Genomic DNA, 15,848 nt, shown 5'->3' on the forward strand with positions numbered 1-15,848 from the left:
TCCGTGTAGGAGCTGCCGCAGGCTGCGATCTTTTGATTTTGCTTTCAGTTGCTGCTTTCACCCTCCAACTCTTCATCGACTTCAGCAACAACCTTACCCTTGGTTTTCAACTCACTGACAATCACTGCCGCGACAATCAATCCGGCCCCGACCAGCGCAATCGCCGGCAGCCGCTCCCCCGCAATTCGCCCGACAATCCCTGCCCACACCGGCTCACCGGCATAGATCAACGTCGCCCGAGTCGGCGAAACACTCTTCTGCGCCCAGTTCATCGCCACCTGAATCGCCGCACTCGCCGCGCCCAGCCCCAGCGCAGTCACCAGCAACGTCCAGGAAAAGTCCGGAATCAATTCACCGGTCGGCACCACCAGCAAAAACGACAACACTGACGTCGTCGCCAGTTGCACGACCGTCACCCGGCGTACATCGACCTGGCCGGCGTAGGTGCTGATCAGAATAATTTCCGCCGCAATCGCGATGGCGCTGATCAGCGTGGCAATTTCACCGGGGCTGAAATTCAGCGCGGCGCCCGATGGCCCCGACAGCAGCATCAAACCGGTAAACGCCAACATGATGCCGATGCTCGGCATCAACCCCGGGCGCCGGCCAAGCACCAGCCATTGCAGCAGCGGCACGAACGGCACGTAAAGCGCGGTAATAAACGCCGATTGGCTGCTGGGGATCGTCTGCAATCCAACCGTCTGCAAGCCGTAACCGAGCATGATCGCCACACCGATAAAGGCACCGGCCTTGAGTTCGAACAGGCTCAGGTCGCGCAGGTGACGCCAGGAGAACAGCGCGACGATGCATGCCGCTGCGGCAAAGCGCAGGCCGACGAAGAACATCGGTCCGCTGACGGTCATCGCGTGCTGAACCAGCAAAAAGGTGCCGCCCCAGATCATGGTGATCAGTACCAGCACGCATTCGGCTTTGCTGAATTTCGAGAAACGGAGGGAGGTGGGGGAGTTGTTCACCGACGTCATGACCTTGCGCACTGTAAAAGGCAGGACGCACAATGCGCCCAACGTTGCGCAGTATACTGCCCAACCCCACCGAGTGAGCAATATAGTGCCCAAAGATTCCAGCCCAAGAATGTCCGTCCTTCAGCACGTCAGTCAGAACGTTCGACGCCTGCGCCATGCGGCGGACATGAGTCAGACCGTGCTCGCGGAAAGGTCCGGCGTCAGTCGGCGGATGCTGGTGGCGATCGAGGCCGGTGAGAAAAATGTCAGCCTGACCACGCTCGATCGCGTTGCCGCTGCGCTGGAAGTCGCCTTCAGTGATTTGATCCAGGCCCCGGAGGCGCGCGACCCGAGCCGGATCAATGAGCTGGCGTGGGCGGGTACCATTCCGGGCAGCAAAGCGGTGCTGCTGTCGAAAGCCACCGCCACCCGCGAAGTCGAGCAGTGGGAGTGGTGCCTGCAACCGGGCGAAGTCTATCCCTCGCAACCGGATGCCGAGGGCTGGAGCGAGCAGATTTATGTCTTCGCAGGTTGCCTGACGTTGATGCTCGGCGATCAGCCGCAGCACATTGGCACCGGCGAGTTTTTCATGTTCGCCAGCAATCAGCCGCACACCTATCGCAATGATGGCGACGTCGCGGCGCGGTTCGTTCGTAATGTGGTGATTTGAATGAGTCAGAACGCAGACATCCTGATCATTGGCGGGGGCCTCAGCGGCACGATGCTGGCGGTGCAACTGCTGCGCCTGCCTGGCCAGCGCACGATTGTGATTGTCGAGCCGCGTACCGAGTTGGGGCGTGGCGAGGCCTATAGCGCCGTCGAGTTGGGCCATACGCTCAATGGCAATGCGGCGCGGATGAGTGTCGACCCGGACAACCCTGATGACCTGACGCAATGGCTGACCGCGCACATTGCCGCCGGTGGCTGGCCGGAATCGGCCGAACAGGCTGTGCCGATCAGTGAACTGTTCCCGCCGCGCGGGCTGTTTGGTGTGTATGTACAGCAGCGCTTGGCCGAAGCGCAGGCGATTGGTGCGACGTACGGTTCGACGGTTGAGCATGTGCGGGCGGAGGTGGTTGATCTGCAGGCGGATGTCGATGCCGTGCAGCTGACTTTGAGCGATGGGCAACGATTGCGGGCCGGGTTTGCGGTCATTGCAACAGGCATGTTTCCTGCGGCTCGCACCCCGCAGACCGAATCCAGCGGCGTTAACGCGGCCGCGTTGGATCCGTGGGACGTTGCGGCCATGCGCCAACTCGATCCGCAATCGACCGTGCTGATCATCGGCTCCGGCCTGACCATGGTCGATGCTGTCGTCTCACTGGAGCAGGCCGGGCATCGCGGGCCGATCGAGGTTTTTTCCCGGCACGGCCTGTTACCCCATGTACGTCGACAACCACCGGCCTGGGTGGATTTTCTGGGCGAAGATCACAGCCTCCGTACGCCGCGACAGTTGCTGCGCGAATTACGTCGGCAATGTCGTGACGCAATCGCCCAAGGCATCGATTGGCAAGCACCCCTGGACACCGTGCGTGTGCACATTGCCCGATTGTGGAGTCAGGCGACTGACGTGCAGCGTCGACAATTCGTACGTCACGTGCGGCCGTGGTGGGAGAGCCATCATCATCGCTCACCGCCGTTGAGCGCCGAACTGCTGCAGCGGTTGCACAGCCAAGGTCGGTTGCGTATTCACGCAGCCTCGTTCAAAGGCCTTGAGCCCGATTCGAACGCTGCTGTGAGCATCCGCATCCGTCGTCGTGGCGAACACGAGACGTGCGTCGTGCAGGGCGCGGCGTTGATCAATTCCAGTGGCATCGAGTACGACTGGCGGCGTGTCGCAAGATCGTTGCCGCAACAGTTGCTGGCTCGCGGATTGGTGCAACCGGGGCCGTTGGCGTTGGGGGTTGCAGCGACAGTTGAAGGTGCGGTGCTGGATGCGAACGGGGTGCCCGCCGAGCGGTTGTTCGCCATGGGGCCGCCGTTGCGGGGGATGTGGTGGGAGAGTACGGCGGTGACCGATGTGGCGTTGCAGGCGAAGGCACTGGCGGCGCGTCTTGTGGTTTGAGGCTGCCTGAATTGGCCCCATCGCTGGCAAGCGAACTCCCACGGTTTCTGCTGCCGCCACAAAGTCCTCATTCAATCCAGATCCCTGTAGGAGTGAGCCTGCTCGCGATAGCGGTGTGTCAGCCCCATTCATCCAGGCTGATAAACCGCGATCGCGAGCAGGCTCACTCCTACAAGGGATTGTGTGTAGCCATTAATCTTGAGCCCCCTGAATCCCTGTGGGAGCTGGCTTGCCAGCGATGGCGTCAATTCAGCCGATACTTATCTTGGCAGTGCACCTACCAGCCAGCGCTGACGCAGTTGTTCCAGCCGACCATTGGCGCGCAGTTTGTTCAGCGCGCGTTGCCAGCGGGCGACCCGGTGCGGATCGGTTTGCAGCGAGAAGGCGATGTAGGTGTCCTGTTTCATCAGCGGGATCTGATACTGCAAGCGCCCGGGTTCCATGCCTTGGCCGCGCGCCAGTGAGGCGATCGACAAGGTGTCGGAGACGACGAAGTCGGTTCGGCCAAGACTGAACAGACGCATCATCTGCTCGGGTGTTTCCACGCCGTAGAGATTGTTCAGGTTTTGCTGTTGCAGAAAACTGTAGGCCAGCCATTTGCGCGGCACGGTGATGCGGCCGATCGCATCGGCTTCGCGCAAATCGTGCACCGGCGGGTGTTGGTTGTCCTGGGCGTACAGGGCAGTTTCCACTTCAATCAACGGCCCGACCCACTGATAGCGATTGTCGCGCTCATCGGTGCGCAACACGGTGAACACACCGGTGTCCGGATGCTCACTGGCCAGATGCAGCGCGCGCAGCAACGGCACTTGTTGGAGGTGGATCTGATCACCGGTTTGCTCGGCCAGCGCACGGACCACGTCGACGCCGTAGCCGACCAGTTGATCACCTTGCAGGAAGTGCAGGGGCGGGTGGTTGTCGCTGAGCAGTTGCAGATCCGCTGCGTTGGCCGTGAGGGCCAACAGTGAGAGCAGACACGCGGCAATCCGTTTCATGAAACGTCCCTGAAAAAACAATCGCGCAGCTTAGTACGGGCCGAGGGTGGCTGTCGTGAGGAATCTGCGGGGCTTTTGTGTCAGAAAACAGGACGGATCGGTTAGGTGGGATGGATGCAAACTGTAGGAGTGAGCCTGCTCGCGATGGCGGCGTATCAGTCAACATTGATGCTGATTGATTGACCGCTATCGCGAGCAGGCTCACCCCTACCCGGGGGTTATGCCACGACTCGGTAGCACGGCACGTACGCCGCGCCGCCCGGCAGTTTCATCCGGTGCTGGGCGACGAAGGCTTTGAGCAGTGCATCCAGCGGCTGCATGATCGCTGCGTCACCACGGATCTGATACGGCCCGTGTTCTTCGATCAGGCGAATGCCCTTGTCCTTGACGTTGCCGGCAACGATCCCGGAGAACGCCCGACGCAGGTTCGCCGCGAGTTCGTGCGGTGGCTGGTCGCGGTGCAGCTTGAGGTTAGCCATGTTTTCGTGGGTCGGATCGAACGGACGCTGGAAGCCTTCGTCGATCTTCAGGAGCCAGTTGAAGTGGAACGCGTCGTTGCGCTCGCGACGGAACTGCTTCACCGCTTTCAGGCCTTGAGTCATCTGCCGCGCCACTTCGGCCGGGTCGTCGATGATGATCTCGTAGTGCTGCTTGGCGGCTTCACCGAGGGTGGCGGTGACGAAGGCGTCGAGCTGCTCCAGATACGGCGCAGCGTGTTTCGGCCCGGTGAGAATGACCGGGAACGGCAGGCCGGCGTTGTCCGGGTGCATCAGGATGCCGAGCAGATAAAGGAATTCTTCAGCGGTACCGGCACCGCCCGGGAAGATGATGATGCCGTGGCCAACGCGCACGAAGGCTTCCAGACGTTTCTCGATGTCCGGCAGGATCACCAGCTCGTTGACGATCGGGTTTGGCGCTTCGGCGGCGATGATGCCCGGCTCGGTCAAGCCGAGGTAGCGGCCGCCATGAATACGCTGTTTGGCGTGGGCGATGGTCGCGCCTTTCATCGGGCCTTTCATCACGCCGGGGCCGCAGCCGGTGCAGATGTCGAGGCTGCGCAGGCCCAGTTCGTGGCCGACTTTCTTGGTGTATTTGTATTCTTCGGTGTTGATCGAGTGGCCGCCCCAGCACACGACGATCTTCGGCTCGACGCCCGGACGCAGGGTGCGTGCGTTGCGCAGCAGGTGGAAGACGTAGTCGCTGATGCCTTGCGAGGTGGTCAGGTCGATGCGTTGGCTGTCGAGTTCGTTTTCGGTGTAGACGATGTCGCGCAGGGCGCTGAAGAGCATTTCACGGGTGCTGGCGATCATTTCGCCGTCGACGAAGGCATCGGCCGGAGCGTTCAACAGCTCCAGGCGTACGCCACGATCCTGTTGGTGAATGCGGATTTCGAAGTCCTTGTAGGCTTCGAGGATGGTCTTGGCGTTATCAACATGGGCGCCGGTGTTGAGGATGGCCAGGGCGCACTGGCGGAAGAGGGTGTAGGTGCTGCCGGATCCGGCTTCGCTCAGTTGCTGAACTTCACGTTGAGAAAGGGTTTCCAGGCTGCCTTTCGGGCTGACCGAGGCATTGATTACGTGTCGTTGGGTCATGCAATGATCCTTAAAACGATGTCATCTCAAGACTAGGCGATGGCATCCGAATAGTGTGTATCCATGAATGAAGATGGCACGATCTGCGCTGTACCGCCATGTCCCCGTTGGACGCTGAAAAGATGAAAAGGAGCCCCAGCATAGCTAAATCCCTCGTGGAGGCGATAATGCGCCGACGAGTTTTTTTGATTGCCCCTTTTGTCGCTCAAGGAAGTCATTTGTGATGTTCGAGATTCAGCCGATGGACGCCGCCACCTTTCGCCAGCAGACCCGCCGCAGCACGATCATCATCGCCGTGCTGTTCCTGGTGCTGGCGATGTTGTTTTCCAGCGTCGCGGTGGCGCTGTTCGGCGAGCCCGGCGGCGATAACCTGCGGTTCAATGTCGGCGGCGTGTTTGTGGCGTTTCTGCTGACGGCGGGCTTGCTGCGCGGGCGCTTCTGGCATCAGACCTGGATGGCCCCGGCGGTGTACAGCTGGCGGCTCAAGCGCAGCCTGATGAGCATCACCAATGTGATGCATCAGGTGACGGCAGCCGTCGAGAAGAATGATCCGACGGCCATGAAAGTGCTGCGTTTCTACCATCTGGGGCTGACGCAGATGCATGAACTGGACGGCAACTCCAGCGATCATGGGCAACTGTGGCGGGAAGTCGAGGCGCACAAGGAGCGGATGCAGGCGCTGGGTCTCGATACCGAACAGACGCGCCTGGATCCAGCGTGGCTGGAACACCTCAAACAGGCTTCGCGTTAAAGCGCCTGCTTGCTGCGCAGTTTCCAAGCGCGGAACAGGCGACCGTAGACCAGCAGATTGACCGCCAGCACCACGCTGCCAAGCGCCAGTTGAATCTGCGGAGTGAGCCCGGCCGGGTAGATGATCGGCCAGATGTAATGCTCGATGAAGCCGCCGGCGTATTCGGTCTGCCCGGCGGCGTGGCGCATGAGGTTTTCCCAGTACGTCAGCGGGCAGGTCAGGTGCAACACTTCGACCGCCACGCCCCAGGCGGCTGCGGGTAAGTGCAGCCACATCAAACGCGGCCACTTGAGCACCAGCAGTCCGCCGAACAGCACGAACAAAATGAAGCACAAATGAAACAGCACCAGCCCGTCGGCTGCGATTCGGTACAGCATGGTGTCTCCCTGACGTAATTGCGATGGCCGCTATGTTACGCCAGCGAGCGCGTTATCGCTCACTGCGAAAGTCGGCAAACTCGGCGCGCATCCGTCCATTGTGCTTGGCCTGGTAGAGCAGTTTGTCGACTTGTTCGATGAAGGGCAGGGGATCGCTGGCAATTGCCGGCTGTACGGTGCCGACACCAAGGCTCAGGCTGACCAGCGACGAAACCGGCGAATGCGCATGAGCAATCTGCTGCTGACGTATCAGGTGCAGGCATTTGCGCGCCACCAGGCGCGCTGACTCGGCGTCGGTTTCCGGCAATAGCCAGACGAATTCTTCACCGCCGATCCGTGCAATGAAATCCCGTGGTCGGTTGGCCGCCAGCGACAGCGTCTTGGCCACCTGGCGCAGGCATTCGTCGCCTTTGAGATGGCCGTAATGGTCGTTGTATTGCTTGAAATAATCGATATCGAGGATCAGTAGCGACAACGGCAATCCGCTGCGCTGCGCGCTGATCCACTCGCGTTCGAGCACGGTGTCGAACATCCGCCGGTTGGCGATGCCGGTGAGGCCGTCCTGGAACGAATACTCTTCCAGTTGCTTTTGCAGGCGGATCAGGTGTTCTTCGGTTTTCTTGCGTTCACTGATATCGAACATGAACCCCACCAGCGCCTCGACTTCGCCGTCCTTGCGCACCACGTGCACGACGTCGCGAATCCACACGTACTCACCGCTGCGGGTCAGGGCGCGATAGTCGGCCTCGTGATCGACGCCGGCGCGGGATTGCGAAACGCAAAACTCGACGACGTAATCACGATCATCCGGGTGCATGCGCTCGACCCAATCGTTGACCCCGACCCAACTGTCCTGCTGCCAGCCCAGCAGGGTTTCGATCTGCGGGCCGATGTAGCTGAAGGTCATGGTTTTCCAGTCGATCCGCCACGGGATGGCTTTGGTCGATTCCAGCAGAGTCTTGTACACGTCACTGTCGATGGCGGTCATGGCGGGGCACGGTCTCGGAGGGAAAATGCGCTGCCAGCATGTTGTTGGCGCGCAATGCTTGCAAGCAGCACGCCGATGAACGGCGACGTTGCGGAGATTTCTTGCAAGTGCGCAAGATTGTTCAAGCCAAAAAACAGCCATTACTGGCAGAGTTGCCGACTGTTTCCTCGGTTGAAGAGCGTTATGTCTGACTCACTCATGCCGCGCAGTGCGTTTCTTCGCGGCGCTGCGGCGATCATGCCGCTGTCACTGGCCACCGCACCATGGGGTCTGTTAGCCGGTTCCATGGCGATTGAAGCCAACCTCACGCCGCTGCAAGGTCAGGGCCTGTCGAGCATCGTTTTTGCTGGCGCTGCGCAGTTGGTGGCGATCGGCATGTTCAAGGGCGGCGCAGGGATTTTCTCGATTCTGCTGACGACGTTGCTGCTGACCTCGCAGCATTTGTTGTACGGCATGAGCATGCGCTCGGTGATTTCACCGCTGCCGGGGCGTTGGCGGATCGGCCTGGGCTTTTTGCTCACCGATGAATTGTTTGCGCTGACCAGTCAGCATGATCGCCAACAGTTCAATCGCTGGTATGCGCTGGGCGTCGGCCTGACGTTCTATATCGCCTGGAATCTCTTCACCCTCGCTGGCATCGTCTTGGGCAGCAGCATTCCGGGGCTGGAACATCTGGGGCTGGATTTCTCGATCGCGGCCACCTTCATTGCCTTGATCACACCGGTGGTGCGTAACGTGCCGACGGTGGTTTGCGTGGCGGTATCGCTGTTCTGTTCGGTGCTGTTCAGTTACTGGCAATGGGGTTCGGCGCTGGTGCTGTCGGGGTTGGCGGGGATGACCGCCGGGTTTATCTGCAACAAGCTGTATCGGGGGCGCACATGATGGTCTGGGCAGTGATATTCGGCATGGGGATTCTGGTGTTCCTCAACCGTTACGTGTTCCTCGAACCGCGCTTGCCGGTGCGTTTGAGCAGCAATGCTCGGCAGTTTCTCGGGTTTGCGGTGCCGGGCATGCTCACCGCCATTTGCGGGCCGATCGTGTTCATGCCGGACAAACAGCTGAATCTGCAGTGGGACAACCCTTATCTGCTTAGTTCGCTGGTGGCCATTGCCCTGGTGATCTACACACGCAATACCTTGCTCAGCATGTTATTGAGCATGGCGTTCTTCTTTTTACTGCGTTGGTGGTTGTAAGTTGTCTGATGGAAACTGTTCTACGCTGTAAAGATGACCCTTTACTTGTGACAGGAGGCGAGCATGGCGACTGAGCAGAAGCATCCGGAACCGGATGACGAAGACAACGATGAGCCGACGCAAGAAGAAATAGAGCGGGAGAAGCACAAGGAACAAACCTGGAAGCACGATGACGGCAGAGAGCTTTCCGATCCTGACCGCAAGTTTTGACCAGTCACCACAAAAAAAGCCCCGCAAATGCGGGGCTTTTTGTTGTGTCAGAGATCGTCCAACTGCGTGAAATCGGGGTGTGAAGCCCGATATCCCAAGGTTCTGTCGATCCAGGCATTCAACTCGTTGACCATCACCGGCGGATGACCGGGATACCCTTCGAGGGTGGTGCGCAGGACGCGTTCGATGTCGGGAACGGTACGCAGGTTTCGGGTCTTGATGTAGTGGCCGATAAAACAGTCGAGTTCAAAGCGTTCTGTCATCGACAGATAAACACACTCCAGGCCGCTGACCTGTTTGATTGCAAAATCGTCGCGCAACTTATTTCTCTGCAAGGCTTGTAAAAGTTGTTGTGGATTCCTGGTTTCTTGACTCTTTGGTCAACTGGTATACCAATCGGAAATGCGGCGCGCATGCTAGCCGTAGTGCTACTAAATGTATGTATGACGATTGAAATGTCAGACAGGCGGTTAGTTCACTCAAACGACTGTTTTATTCAAGCTGTCTCAAGGATGAAACACCCCCTGTAACGCCAACGGCTCACCGGTAGGAGCTGCCGCAGGCTGCGATCTTTTGATCTTGCCTTTGCTCATGAAGAAACAAGGGCAAAGGATCGCAGCCTGCGGCAGCTCCTACATGAGTGAACGGGTGAGGTTGGGGGATGTTTAGGCTTGCTGAATAATTAAGTTGGCGCCCTGATTGCGTGAGTTACCGACTGCTTTACCGACTTTGTACCATTCGAAGGTTTCAGGACTTTCACCTTCGAACAGGAGCATTTGTTCGGCGCGTTCGGCGGGCGTCGCCGGGTCGAGCCATTCCTGCACCAATTCTGCGCGAAACACCACCGGCCGTCGGTCATGGATATCGAGCATGCCGCCCACGCTGTCGGCGGTGATGATCACGAAACCATCGTCGTCCCGAGCCTGCGCCTCGGGCGTAGGACATTGACCGATGGCTGCGCAGAAAACCGGACCTTGATCTGCCCGACGAATCAGCCAGGGTTGTCGGGTTTTGTCGTCGTCATCGACCCATTCAAACCAGTTGTCGACGGGGACGATCAGCCGATGGCGCCAGATCGCGCGAAAGAACGGTCCATGGGCGACTTTCTCCACCCGCGCATTGATCGGCGCCGCGCGATCCTTGGCCCAATGCGGACGCCAACCCCAGCGCAGGTTTTCGGCGTAGAGCGTTTGCTCATGCTGGTGGAGCACGGCCAGTGCGGTGGTCGGTGCAGCGTTGTAGCGAGCCAATGGCGCGTCGCCGACATAGTTGATCAGCGCATCGGGAATGCTCAGGACGGCGACGAAGTCGTGGATGCCTCGGTACTGCGAGAGTCTTCCGCACATGGGCTGAATCTCCGGTAGGAAATTTCAGCGTAGTTGCTTCTTCGCACTCAATCCTGTGCGCCCTGACCGGTGAACGTATCGCGCCATTTCAGCCAGCGTCGTTCGAGCACCGCCAGCACTCCGTCGCTGAGCTTGCCGAGCAAGGCCAGCACGATAATCGCCGCCAGTACGATGTCCGGCCGTGAGGTTTCGCGGCCGTCACTGAGCAGATAGCCCAGGCCTTTGGTGGCGGCGATCAACTCGGCCGCAACGAGAAACATCCACGCCAGACTCATGCCGCTGCGCAACCCGGTGAACAAGCCGGGCAGGGCGGCGGGCAGCAAGATTCGCCGCACCAATTGCAGGCGGCTGAAGCCGTAGATATGACCGACCTCGACCAGTTTGCGATCGATGTTGCGAATGGCCGCGACAACATTGACGTACACCGGGAAGAACGCGCCAATGGCGATCAAGACGATTTTCGAGGTTTCATCAATGCCCAGCCACAGCAACAACAGTGGCACCCAGGCCAGACTCGGAATTGCGCGCAGGGCGGCGAACGTCGGCTCCAGATACGCCTCGGCTTCGCGGCTCAAACCGACCCACGCGGCAAATACCAACGCCAGACTGGCGCCAATGGCGAAGCCCAACAGCACGCGAATCAGGCTCGCGCCGATGTGTTTCCACAAGGCGCCTTCGGCGAGGTCGGTGAGGGTCAGCGCGATCTCGCTGGGCGCTGGCATCTGGTAGGACGGCAGCCAGCCGATGCGTACGATAATTTCCAGCAGCACAACGATCAGCAGCGGTAAGGCCAGACCTTTGAAACGGCGCTGCCAGGTCGGATGAAGGGGCGACGTGCGTCGCGGCGCAACGAGTGGCGCGGGCAGCTGTTTGCTGTGACTGTTCATGAAATCGGGCTCCGCTCACGACAAAACCGCGACGGGCGCGGATTTGTCATGAAGCTGTTCGGTTACTGGCGGGCGACGGCTTGCTGCACACCGCTGTCGAGCAATTGATCGATGACTTGATCGACATTCACCCCGCGACGCACCAACTCTTCGGAGACCAGAATCGGCGCGGCAGCCTTGGAGGCACTGACATCTTTTGTCGTCAGTTGCGGGCTGTTCAGGTCGGTGCGCGACAGCTGCAATTTGGCCACGTCCAGCGGCAGTCCGGATTCCTTGGCGAGCAGGGCGGCGAACGCGTCAGGGTTTTTTAGCGCCCAGTCGCGGGCCTGTTCGTAGGCCTTGATCACCGTCTCGATGGTTTGCGGATGCTCTTTGGCGTATTGCTCAGTGACGCTGATCACTCCGTAGCTGTTGAAGGCCGGGTTGCGGTAGAGCAAGCGCGAACCCGCTTGCACCTGGCTGGCGGCCATATGCGGATCAAGGCCGGCCCAGGCGTCGACATCGCCTTTTTCCAGCGCCGTGCGGCCATCGGGATGTTGCAGGTGCACCAGTTCGACGTCGTCTTTTTTCAAGCCGGCCTGTTGCAGGCTGCGCAAGGTGAACAGGTAAGGATCGGTGCCTTTGGTCGCGGCGATCTTCTTGCCCTTGAGGTCGGCGATGGATTGATACGGCGAATCTTTGCGCACCACCAGCGCCGTCCATTCGGCGCGGCTGTAGACGTAAACCGATTTGATCGGACTGCCATTGGCGCGGCTCAGCACTGCCGCGAGGCTGGCGCTGGAGGCGAAGTCAACGCCGCCGCTGTTGAGGTATTCCAGCGAGCGGTTGCTGCCTTGGCTCAACACCCAGCTGACTTTGGTGTTGGGCAGGGCCTTTTCGAGGAAGCCGAAATTCTTCAGCACCAGACTCACCGGCGAGTAATAGGCGTAATCAAGGTGCACCTCCGCCGGTGCGATTTCGGCGGCATGAGCGATGGGTTGCAGGCTCAGGGCAATGGCGCTGGCAGCCAGCAGTGTCTTGATACGAGGGAAGAACGATGTCATGGGCGCGCTCCGGCGAAGGCACAGGTTTCTTATGTCCAAAAAGATATTTTTATCGAATGCTTCCTGCATGAATGGAATATTGCAGGCTCTGTGCCATGTGAGCCAAAGCCCCGGAATACGGGGGATTTATTGCTTGGGAGGGGAATTCAGGTGTTGTGCGGGAAACAGTGTGGACGGCCACTGTTGCTCAGCCAACAGTCGATAGTGACGGTGCTGAGCTTATGCGTTAATCGAATTTCAAAAGTAAATATTAAGAGCGTTATGGTCTATGCAAACCCTCTTTGCAGGACTCGCCATGAAGCTTTCCCGTTTCCTACGCCGCGCGCTGACCGCGGCTTTATTTACCTCACCACTTTCCTACGCCGCCGAGCCGTTAGTCCTGCACGTGGGTGATCAGAATTACTACAACATCCGCGCTTCGGTGGAAGCCTCCGGGGTTTTGAAGGACGCGCCTTACACCGTCGACTGGAAACACTTTCAGGCCGCAGCGCCGCTGGCAGAAGCCTTGCAGACTGGATCGCTGGATCTGGGCTTTCTCGGAGACTCGGGCTTTCTGTTTCTGGCGGCAAAACAGGCACCGGTGAAACTCATCGGTGTCTCACGGCAGAACCCCGACACCATTGCCCTGCTGGTGCCGAAGGACTCGCCGGTGCAAACCATTGCAGACCTGAAGGGCAAGAAAGTCGCCTATTGGCCGGGGGCCTGGAGCCAGCAGTTGACGCTGCGCGCTCTGGAGCAGGGCGGCCTACCGGAAAACTATGTCGACTTCGTCAAATTGATGCCGATCGATGCCGCCGCCGCATTGCCGCAGGGCAGCATCGATGCCTTCCCGGTCTGGGAACCGTACATTTCCCAGCAGATCCTGTTCTCCGGTGCCCGGCCGATTCTCACCGCGAAAAACCTGATGCCGGGGCTCAGCGCTATCGCGGCCTCGACGCCATCGATCGATAGCAAGCGTGAGGCAATCGCCGATTTTCTCGGGCGTTTGAAGCAGGCACGGGCCTGGGTTGACAACCATACCGACGAGTACGCCGATCTGTGGGCGAAGAAGGCCAATCTCGATCAACAGGTTTCCCGGCACTGGCTGCGCCAGGCGCACATGACCGTCGGGCCGGTGGATCAGCAAGCCGCGACGGACCTGCAAGGCACCGCAGACTTTCTGTTCAAGGTCAAAGCGCTGCCAACGCCGCTGGCCACCGCAGGGATCATCGACACCTCTTTCCAACAAGCGTTTGCGCACTGAACGAGCGTCGGAACCAAACCCTGTGTACCTTATCCAACCTCGGCTCGTAGCGCCGGGCACAAGGATGGATGAGGGCGAGGGAGTTTTGCCAGTCGACAACCTGACCACAGTGGTCGAAAGCAAGGCAAAACATGACCTCCGGATTCAAACTTGTGTGGGCCGCGGTGATTGCCCTAGGGCTGGCCGGCTGCATTGCCGCGCCTATCGAAATGACCGTGCAAACCGAAACACGCCTCAAGGACCAGGCGCCCGTGCGCTTCCTGCTGACGTTCGATGATGGCCCCAGTGCGTCGAGTTTCTGGAACCCATCGGCGACCGTGCTCGACAGCCTCAAGGACAATCCGCTGCAACCCGGCATCAAAGCGGTGTTTTTCGTCCAGACCCGCGCCCCCCGCGCCGGCAACAGCGACATTGGCCGCGGCATCATGCGTCGCGAATACGCAGAAGGGCATATCCTCGGCTTTCACACCGCCACGCATTGGCACACCAACCATCGCTCGCTCGATCCGCAAGAACTCGAAGAATCGCTGACTCACGGCACGGCTGATATCGCGGCGATCACCGGGGCGCCGCCGACATTGCTGCGCCCGCCATTCTGGAATTATGACAAGCGCACATTTGCCGCTTATCAGCAGCACGGCTTACACGTTTTACTCACGGATATAAGCGCCAATGACGGCAAAATCTGGGGATTCAATGCCAGCCCACGTCGTCGGGCAAATATGCTGCGGCAACTGTCGGTCGTGCGTGAAGAGGTGGCGCTGGGTAAGTTTCCGACGGTCGATGGCGTGATTCCGGTGGTGGTGACCTTTCATGACCTCAACCGTTACACCGCGCGGCATGCACGCGAATACCTGCAGATCCTGCTCGACAGCGCCGCAGCGACGGGGGTGAGATTGGCGGACAAGCCGTTCTATGATGATCACGCTGCCCTGGAGAAAGCCGCGCTGGCGCGAACGGTTCAGCAAAGTTCGGAAGCGGTGGAGCTGCCCGGCATCTGGAACTGGATCTGGAATCATGACGCTGAATGAAGAGGTAAATGAAAGTTGTGATCCAGTTGGCATTTTTGTATCGAGCACGACACACATTGCTCATCTATGCTCAACGGATCGATCGATTCACCGCCTGCGAGGCGTCCGCCCATGCTTGCGATTACCGACATTTGCCGCATCGTCGAGTCTGGCTTTCCTGCGCTCAAATGTGACTGCACGCCATCCGCACAGGGGCTTTTGCAGATCAAGGTGTATGAGCCGGAAAGTGGCCGGGTGGACTTACTGCTCAATGGCGTTTCCCCGGAGCACCTCGTCACCATCCGTGACATTTCCAACTTCATCGGCGAGTTGCGCACCGAAATGACGGCGGGGCGCCGCGCCTTTGCGGGCTGAGCCCCTATAAACGACGTTGGAAAGCCTGCACGATGCGCAGCGTCGCCTCGCTGGTGTTGAGATTCTGCACCGCGTCCAGCGGGTGCCAGATGCAATCAATGATTTCATTCTGCGGGCGCACCTCATCGATGTTCAGCACTGAAGCTTCGTAGACGTGATGCCTTGTGCCGCCGGTTTGCAGTTCCATCAAATACAGCACATCGTCGGCGTCCAGCCCGGTTTCCTCCTGCAATTCGCGCACAGCCGCATGGGCTCGGGTTTCCCCTGGCTCGACTTTGCCGCCGGGCAAAGTCCAGCGACAGTGGGGTTTGCGCACCAGGAGAATGTGGCGATCCTGTTCGCAAATGACGGTGGCACGTACTTTCATCTGTTACCTGTTTACTGCTTGTCACGAGAATGTAATGAAACTGCAATATTCGAGCCGCGCCCGGATTTAAAGGTTCCCGTTGAGTTTAGGAGCGCTTGGCTGAGCGAAAAGTGCCGGCACTTTGACTTGTTGCGTTGGCGACACCCGGTTGGCATCCGATTTGGATCCGGGTGTAAGGTTAGAACGTGAAGCTGAATCCACCGTTAGCAAAAAGGAGGTGCCCATGAGCATTCCGATGCTGAACAAGATGCATATGAACGGGTATGACGTGCTCAGCGTAAATAACGGCCCATGGCGGGTTTGCACCCAGGGCGATCGTCTGGCCTCGTTTGCCAGCAAAGAGGAAGCGCTGGCGTATGCCGCAGCACTGCCTGGCTACACAAAACGCCCGACACGCGCGCAAAGTCACAAAACAAGCTGATTGGCGGTAAAAAAACAGCCCCG

Annotated in this window: 21 protein-coding genes; 11 read left to right on the forward strand and 10 right to left on the reverse strand. The window is 59.3% G+C overall.

Annotated features, from left to right (window positions below):
• Positions 1-44: 44 nt before the first annotated feature.
• The gene (locus EJA70_RS11700) at positions 45-983 is read right to left on the reverse strand and encodes a DMT family transporter (RefSeq protein WP_158830851.1); all 939 of its coding nucleotides are present in this window, start codon (positions 981-983) and stop codon (positions 45-47) included.
• A gap of 85 nt (positions 984-1,068) precedes the next feature.
• On the opposite strand from EJA70_RS11700, the gene EJA70_RS11705 reads away from it, so the two are divergent.
• Positions 1,069-1,632, forward strand: a complete 564-nt coding sequence (locus tag EJA70_RS11705; RefSeq protein ID WP_158830852.1) for a helix-turn-helix domain-containing protein — start codon at positions 1,069-1,071, stop codon at positions 1,630-1,632.
• On the forward strand, positions 1,633-3,027 hold the full coding sequence (locus EJA70_RS11710; RefSeq protein WP_158830853.1) for an FAD/NAD(P)-binding protein: 1,395 nt from the start codon (positions 1,633-1,635) through the stop codon (positions 3,025-3,027). It begins immediately after the preceding gene.
• A gap of 260 nt (positions 3,028-3,287) precedes the next feature.
• Here EJA70_RS11710 and EJA70_RS11715 read toward each other — a convergent pair whose 3' ends face one another.
• Together EJA70_RS11715 and ppnN are read right to left on the reverse strand one after the other, a co-directional pair.
• A complete protein-coding gene (locus tag EJA70_RS11715) occupies positions 3,288-4,022 on the reverse strand; it encodes an ABC transporter substrate-binding protein (RefSeq protein WP_158830854.1) in 735 nt (244 codons plus the stop codon).
• Between the two features lie 218 nt (positions 4,023-4,240).
• Positions 4,241-5,614 carry a nucleotide 5'-monophosphate nucleosidase PpnN gene (gene ppnN, locus EJA70_RS11720; protein ID WP_105704980.1) on the reverse strand — a complete coding sequence of 458 codons (1,374 nt, stop codon included), beginning with the start codon at positions 5,612-5,614 and terminating at the stop codon, positions 4,241-4,243.
• A 223-nt stretch (positions 5,615-5,837) separates the two neighbouring features.
• Here ppnN and EJA70_RS11725 point away from each other — a divergent pair, with 223 nt between their 5' ends.
• Positions 5,838-6,365 carry a DUF3087 domain-containing protein gene (locus tag EJA70_RS11725; RefSeq protein ID WP_158830855.1) on the forward strand — a complete coding sequence of 176 codons (528 nt, stop codon included), beginning with the start codon at positions 5,838-5,840 and terminating at the stop codon, positions 6,363-6,365.
• On the opposite strand, the gene EJA70_RS11730 is transcribed toward EJA70_RS11725, so the two are convergent.
• Together EJA70_RS11730 and EJA70_RS11735 are read right to left on the reverse strand one after the other, a co-directional pair.
• Positions 6,362-6,742, reverse strand: coding sequence for a DUF2784 domain-containing protein (locus EJA70_RS11730; RefSeq protein WP_158830856.1), 381 nt, complete (start codon positions 6,740-6,742; stop codon positions 6,362-6,364). The two genes, EJA70_RS11725 and EJA70_RS11730, sit on opposite strands and share 4 nt — an antisense overlap.
• 52 nt (positions 6,743-6,794) lie before the next feature.
• Positions 6,795-7,730 carry a GGDEF domain-containing protein gene (locus EJA70_RS11735; protein ID WP_158830857.1) on the reverse strand — a complete coding sequence of 312 codons (936 nt, stop codon included), beginning with the start codon at positions 7,728-7,730 and terminating at the stop codon, positions 6,795-6,797.
• Positions 7,731-7,768: 38 nt separating this feature from the next.
• Here EJA70_RS11735 and EJA70_RS11740 point away from each other — a divergent pair, with 38 nt between their 5' ends.
• The 4 genes from EJA70_RS11740 to EJA70_RS30835 all read left to right on the forward strand — a co-directional run bounded on the left by EJA70_RS11740 (position 7,769) and on the right by EJA70_RS30835 (position 9,133).
• Positions 7,769-7,921 (forward strand): hypothetical protein, encoded by a 153-nt coding sequence (locus tag EJA70_RS11740; protein WP_158830858.1) that lies wholly within the window; start codon positions 7,769-7,771, stop codon positions 7,919-7,921.
• A complete protein-coding gene (locus tag EJA70_RS11745) occupies positions 7,914-8,612 on the forward strand; it encodes an AzlC family ABC transporter permease (RefSeq protein WP_158830859.1) in 699 nt (232 codons plus the stop codon). Before EJA70_RS11740 ends, EJA70_RS11745 begins: the two co-directional genes overlap by 8 nt.
• The gene (locus EJA70_RS11750) at positions 8,612-8,923 is read left to right on the forward strand and encodes an AzlD domain-containing protein (RefSeq protein ID WP_176472272.1); all 312 of its coding nucleotides are present in this window, start codon (positions 8,612-8,614) and stop codon (positions 8,921-8,923) included. The genes EJA70_RS11745 and EJA70_RS11750 overlap by 1 nt, the downstream gene beginning before the upstream one ends.
• Before the next feature lie 63 nt (positions 8,924-8,986).
• Positions 8,987-9,133, forward strand: coding sequence for a hypothetical protein (locus EJA70_RS30835; protein WP_178116848.1), 147 nt, complete (start codon positions 8,987-8,989; stop codon positions 9,131-9,133).
• A 47-nt stretch (positions 9,134-9,180) separates the two neighbouring features.
• Here the strand turns inward: EJA70_RS30835 and EJA70_RS11755 are convergent, their stop codons facing one another.
• The 4 genes from EJA70_RS11755 to EJA70_RS11770 all read right to left on the reverse strand — a co-directional run bounded on the left by EJA70_RS11755 (position 9,181) and on the right by EJA70_RS11770 (position 12,409).
• Positions 9,181-9,453 (reverse strand): hypothetical protein, encoded by a 273-nt coding sequence (locus EJA70_RS11755; protein ID WP_158830860.1) that lies wholly within the window; start codon positions 9,451-9,453, stop codon positions 9,181-9,183.
• Between the two features lie 345 nt (positions 9,454-9,798).
• A complete protein-coding gene (locus tag EJA70_RS11760; protein WP_158830861.1) occupies positions 9,799-10,479 on the reverse strand; it encodes an SOS response-associated peptidase in 681 nt (226 codons plus the stop codon).
• 47 nt (positions 10,480-10,526) lie between these two features.
• Positions 10,527-11,366, reverse strand: a complete 840-nt coding sequence (locus tag EJA70_RS11765; RefSeq protein ID WP_008085827.1) for an ABC transporter permease — start codon at positions 11,364-11,366, stop codon at positions 10,527-10,529.
• Positions 11,367-11,428: 62 nt separating this feature from the next.
• Positions 11,429-12,409 carry an aliphatic sulfonate ABC transporter substrate-binding protein gene (locus EJA70_RS11770; protein WP_158830862.1) on the reverse strand — a complete coding sequence of 327 codons (981 nt, stop codon included), beginning with the start codon at positions 12,407-12,409 and terminating at the stop codon, positions 11,429-11,431.
• A gap of 295 nt (positions 12,410-12,704) precedes the next feature.
• On the opposite strand from EJA70_RS11770, the gene EJA70_RS11775 reads away from it, so the two are divergent.
• The 3 genes from EJA70_RS11775 to EJA70_RS11785 all read left to right on the forward strand — a co-directional run bounded on the left by EJA70_RS11775 (position 12,705) and on the right by EJA70_RS11785 (position 15,037).
• The gene (locus EJA70_RS11775; RefSeq protein WP_158830863.1) at positions 12,705-13,652 is read left to right on the forward strand and encodes an ABC transporter substrate-binding protein; all 948 of its coding nucleotides are present in this window, start codon (positions 12,705-12,707) and stop codon (positions 13,650-13,652) included.
• A gap of 131 nt (positions 13,653-13,783) precedes the next feature.
• Positions 13,784-14,683, forward strand: coding sequence for a polysaccharide deacetylase family protein (locus tag EJA70_RS11780; RefSeq protein ID WP_158830864.1), 900 nt, complete (start codon positions 13,784-13,786; stop codon positions 14,681-14,683).
• Between the two features lie 111 nt (positions 14,684-14,794).
• Positions 14,795-15,037, forward strand: coding sequence for a DUF1652 domain-containing protein (locus EJA70_RS11785; RefSeq protein ID WP_008085818.1), 243 nt, complete (start codon positions 14,795-14,797; stop codon positions 15,035-15,037).
• A 4-nt stretch (positions 15,038-15,041) separates the two neighbouring features.
• On the opposite strand, the gene EJA70_RS11790 is transcribed toward EJA70_RS11785, so the two are convergent.
• Positions 15,042-15,404 carry an NUDIX hydrolase gene (locus EJA70_RS11790; protein WP_158830865.1) on the reverse strand — a complete coding sequence of 121 codons (363 nt, stop codon included), beginning with the start codon at positions 15,402-15,404 and terminating at the stop codon, positions 15,042-15,044.
• 223 nt (positions 15,405-15,627) lie between these two features.
• Here EJA70_RS11790 and EJA70_RS11795 point away from each other — a divergent pair, with 223 nt between their 5' ends.
• A complete protein-coding gene (locus tag EJA70_RS11795; protein WP_158830866.1) occupies positions 15,628-15,825 on the forward strand; it encodes a DUF2188 domain-containing protein in 198 nt (65 codons plus the stop codon).
• Positions 15,826-15,848 lie beyond the last annotated feature (23 nt).

This window comes from Pseudomonas sp. PB103, from assembly GCF_009764635.1.
Lineage (GTDB): Bacteria > Pseudomonadota > Gammaproteobacteria > Pseudomonadales > Pseudomonadaceae > Aquipseudomonas.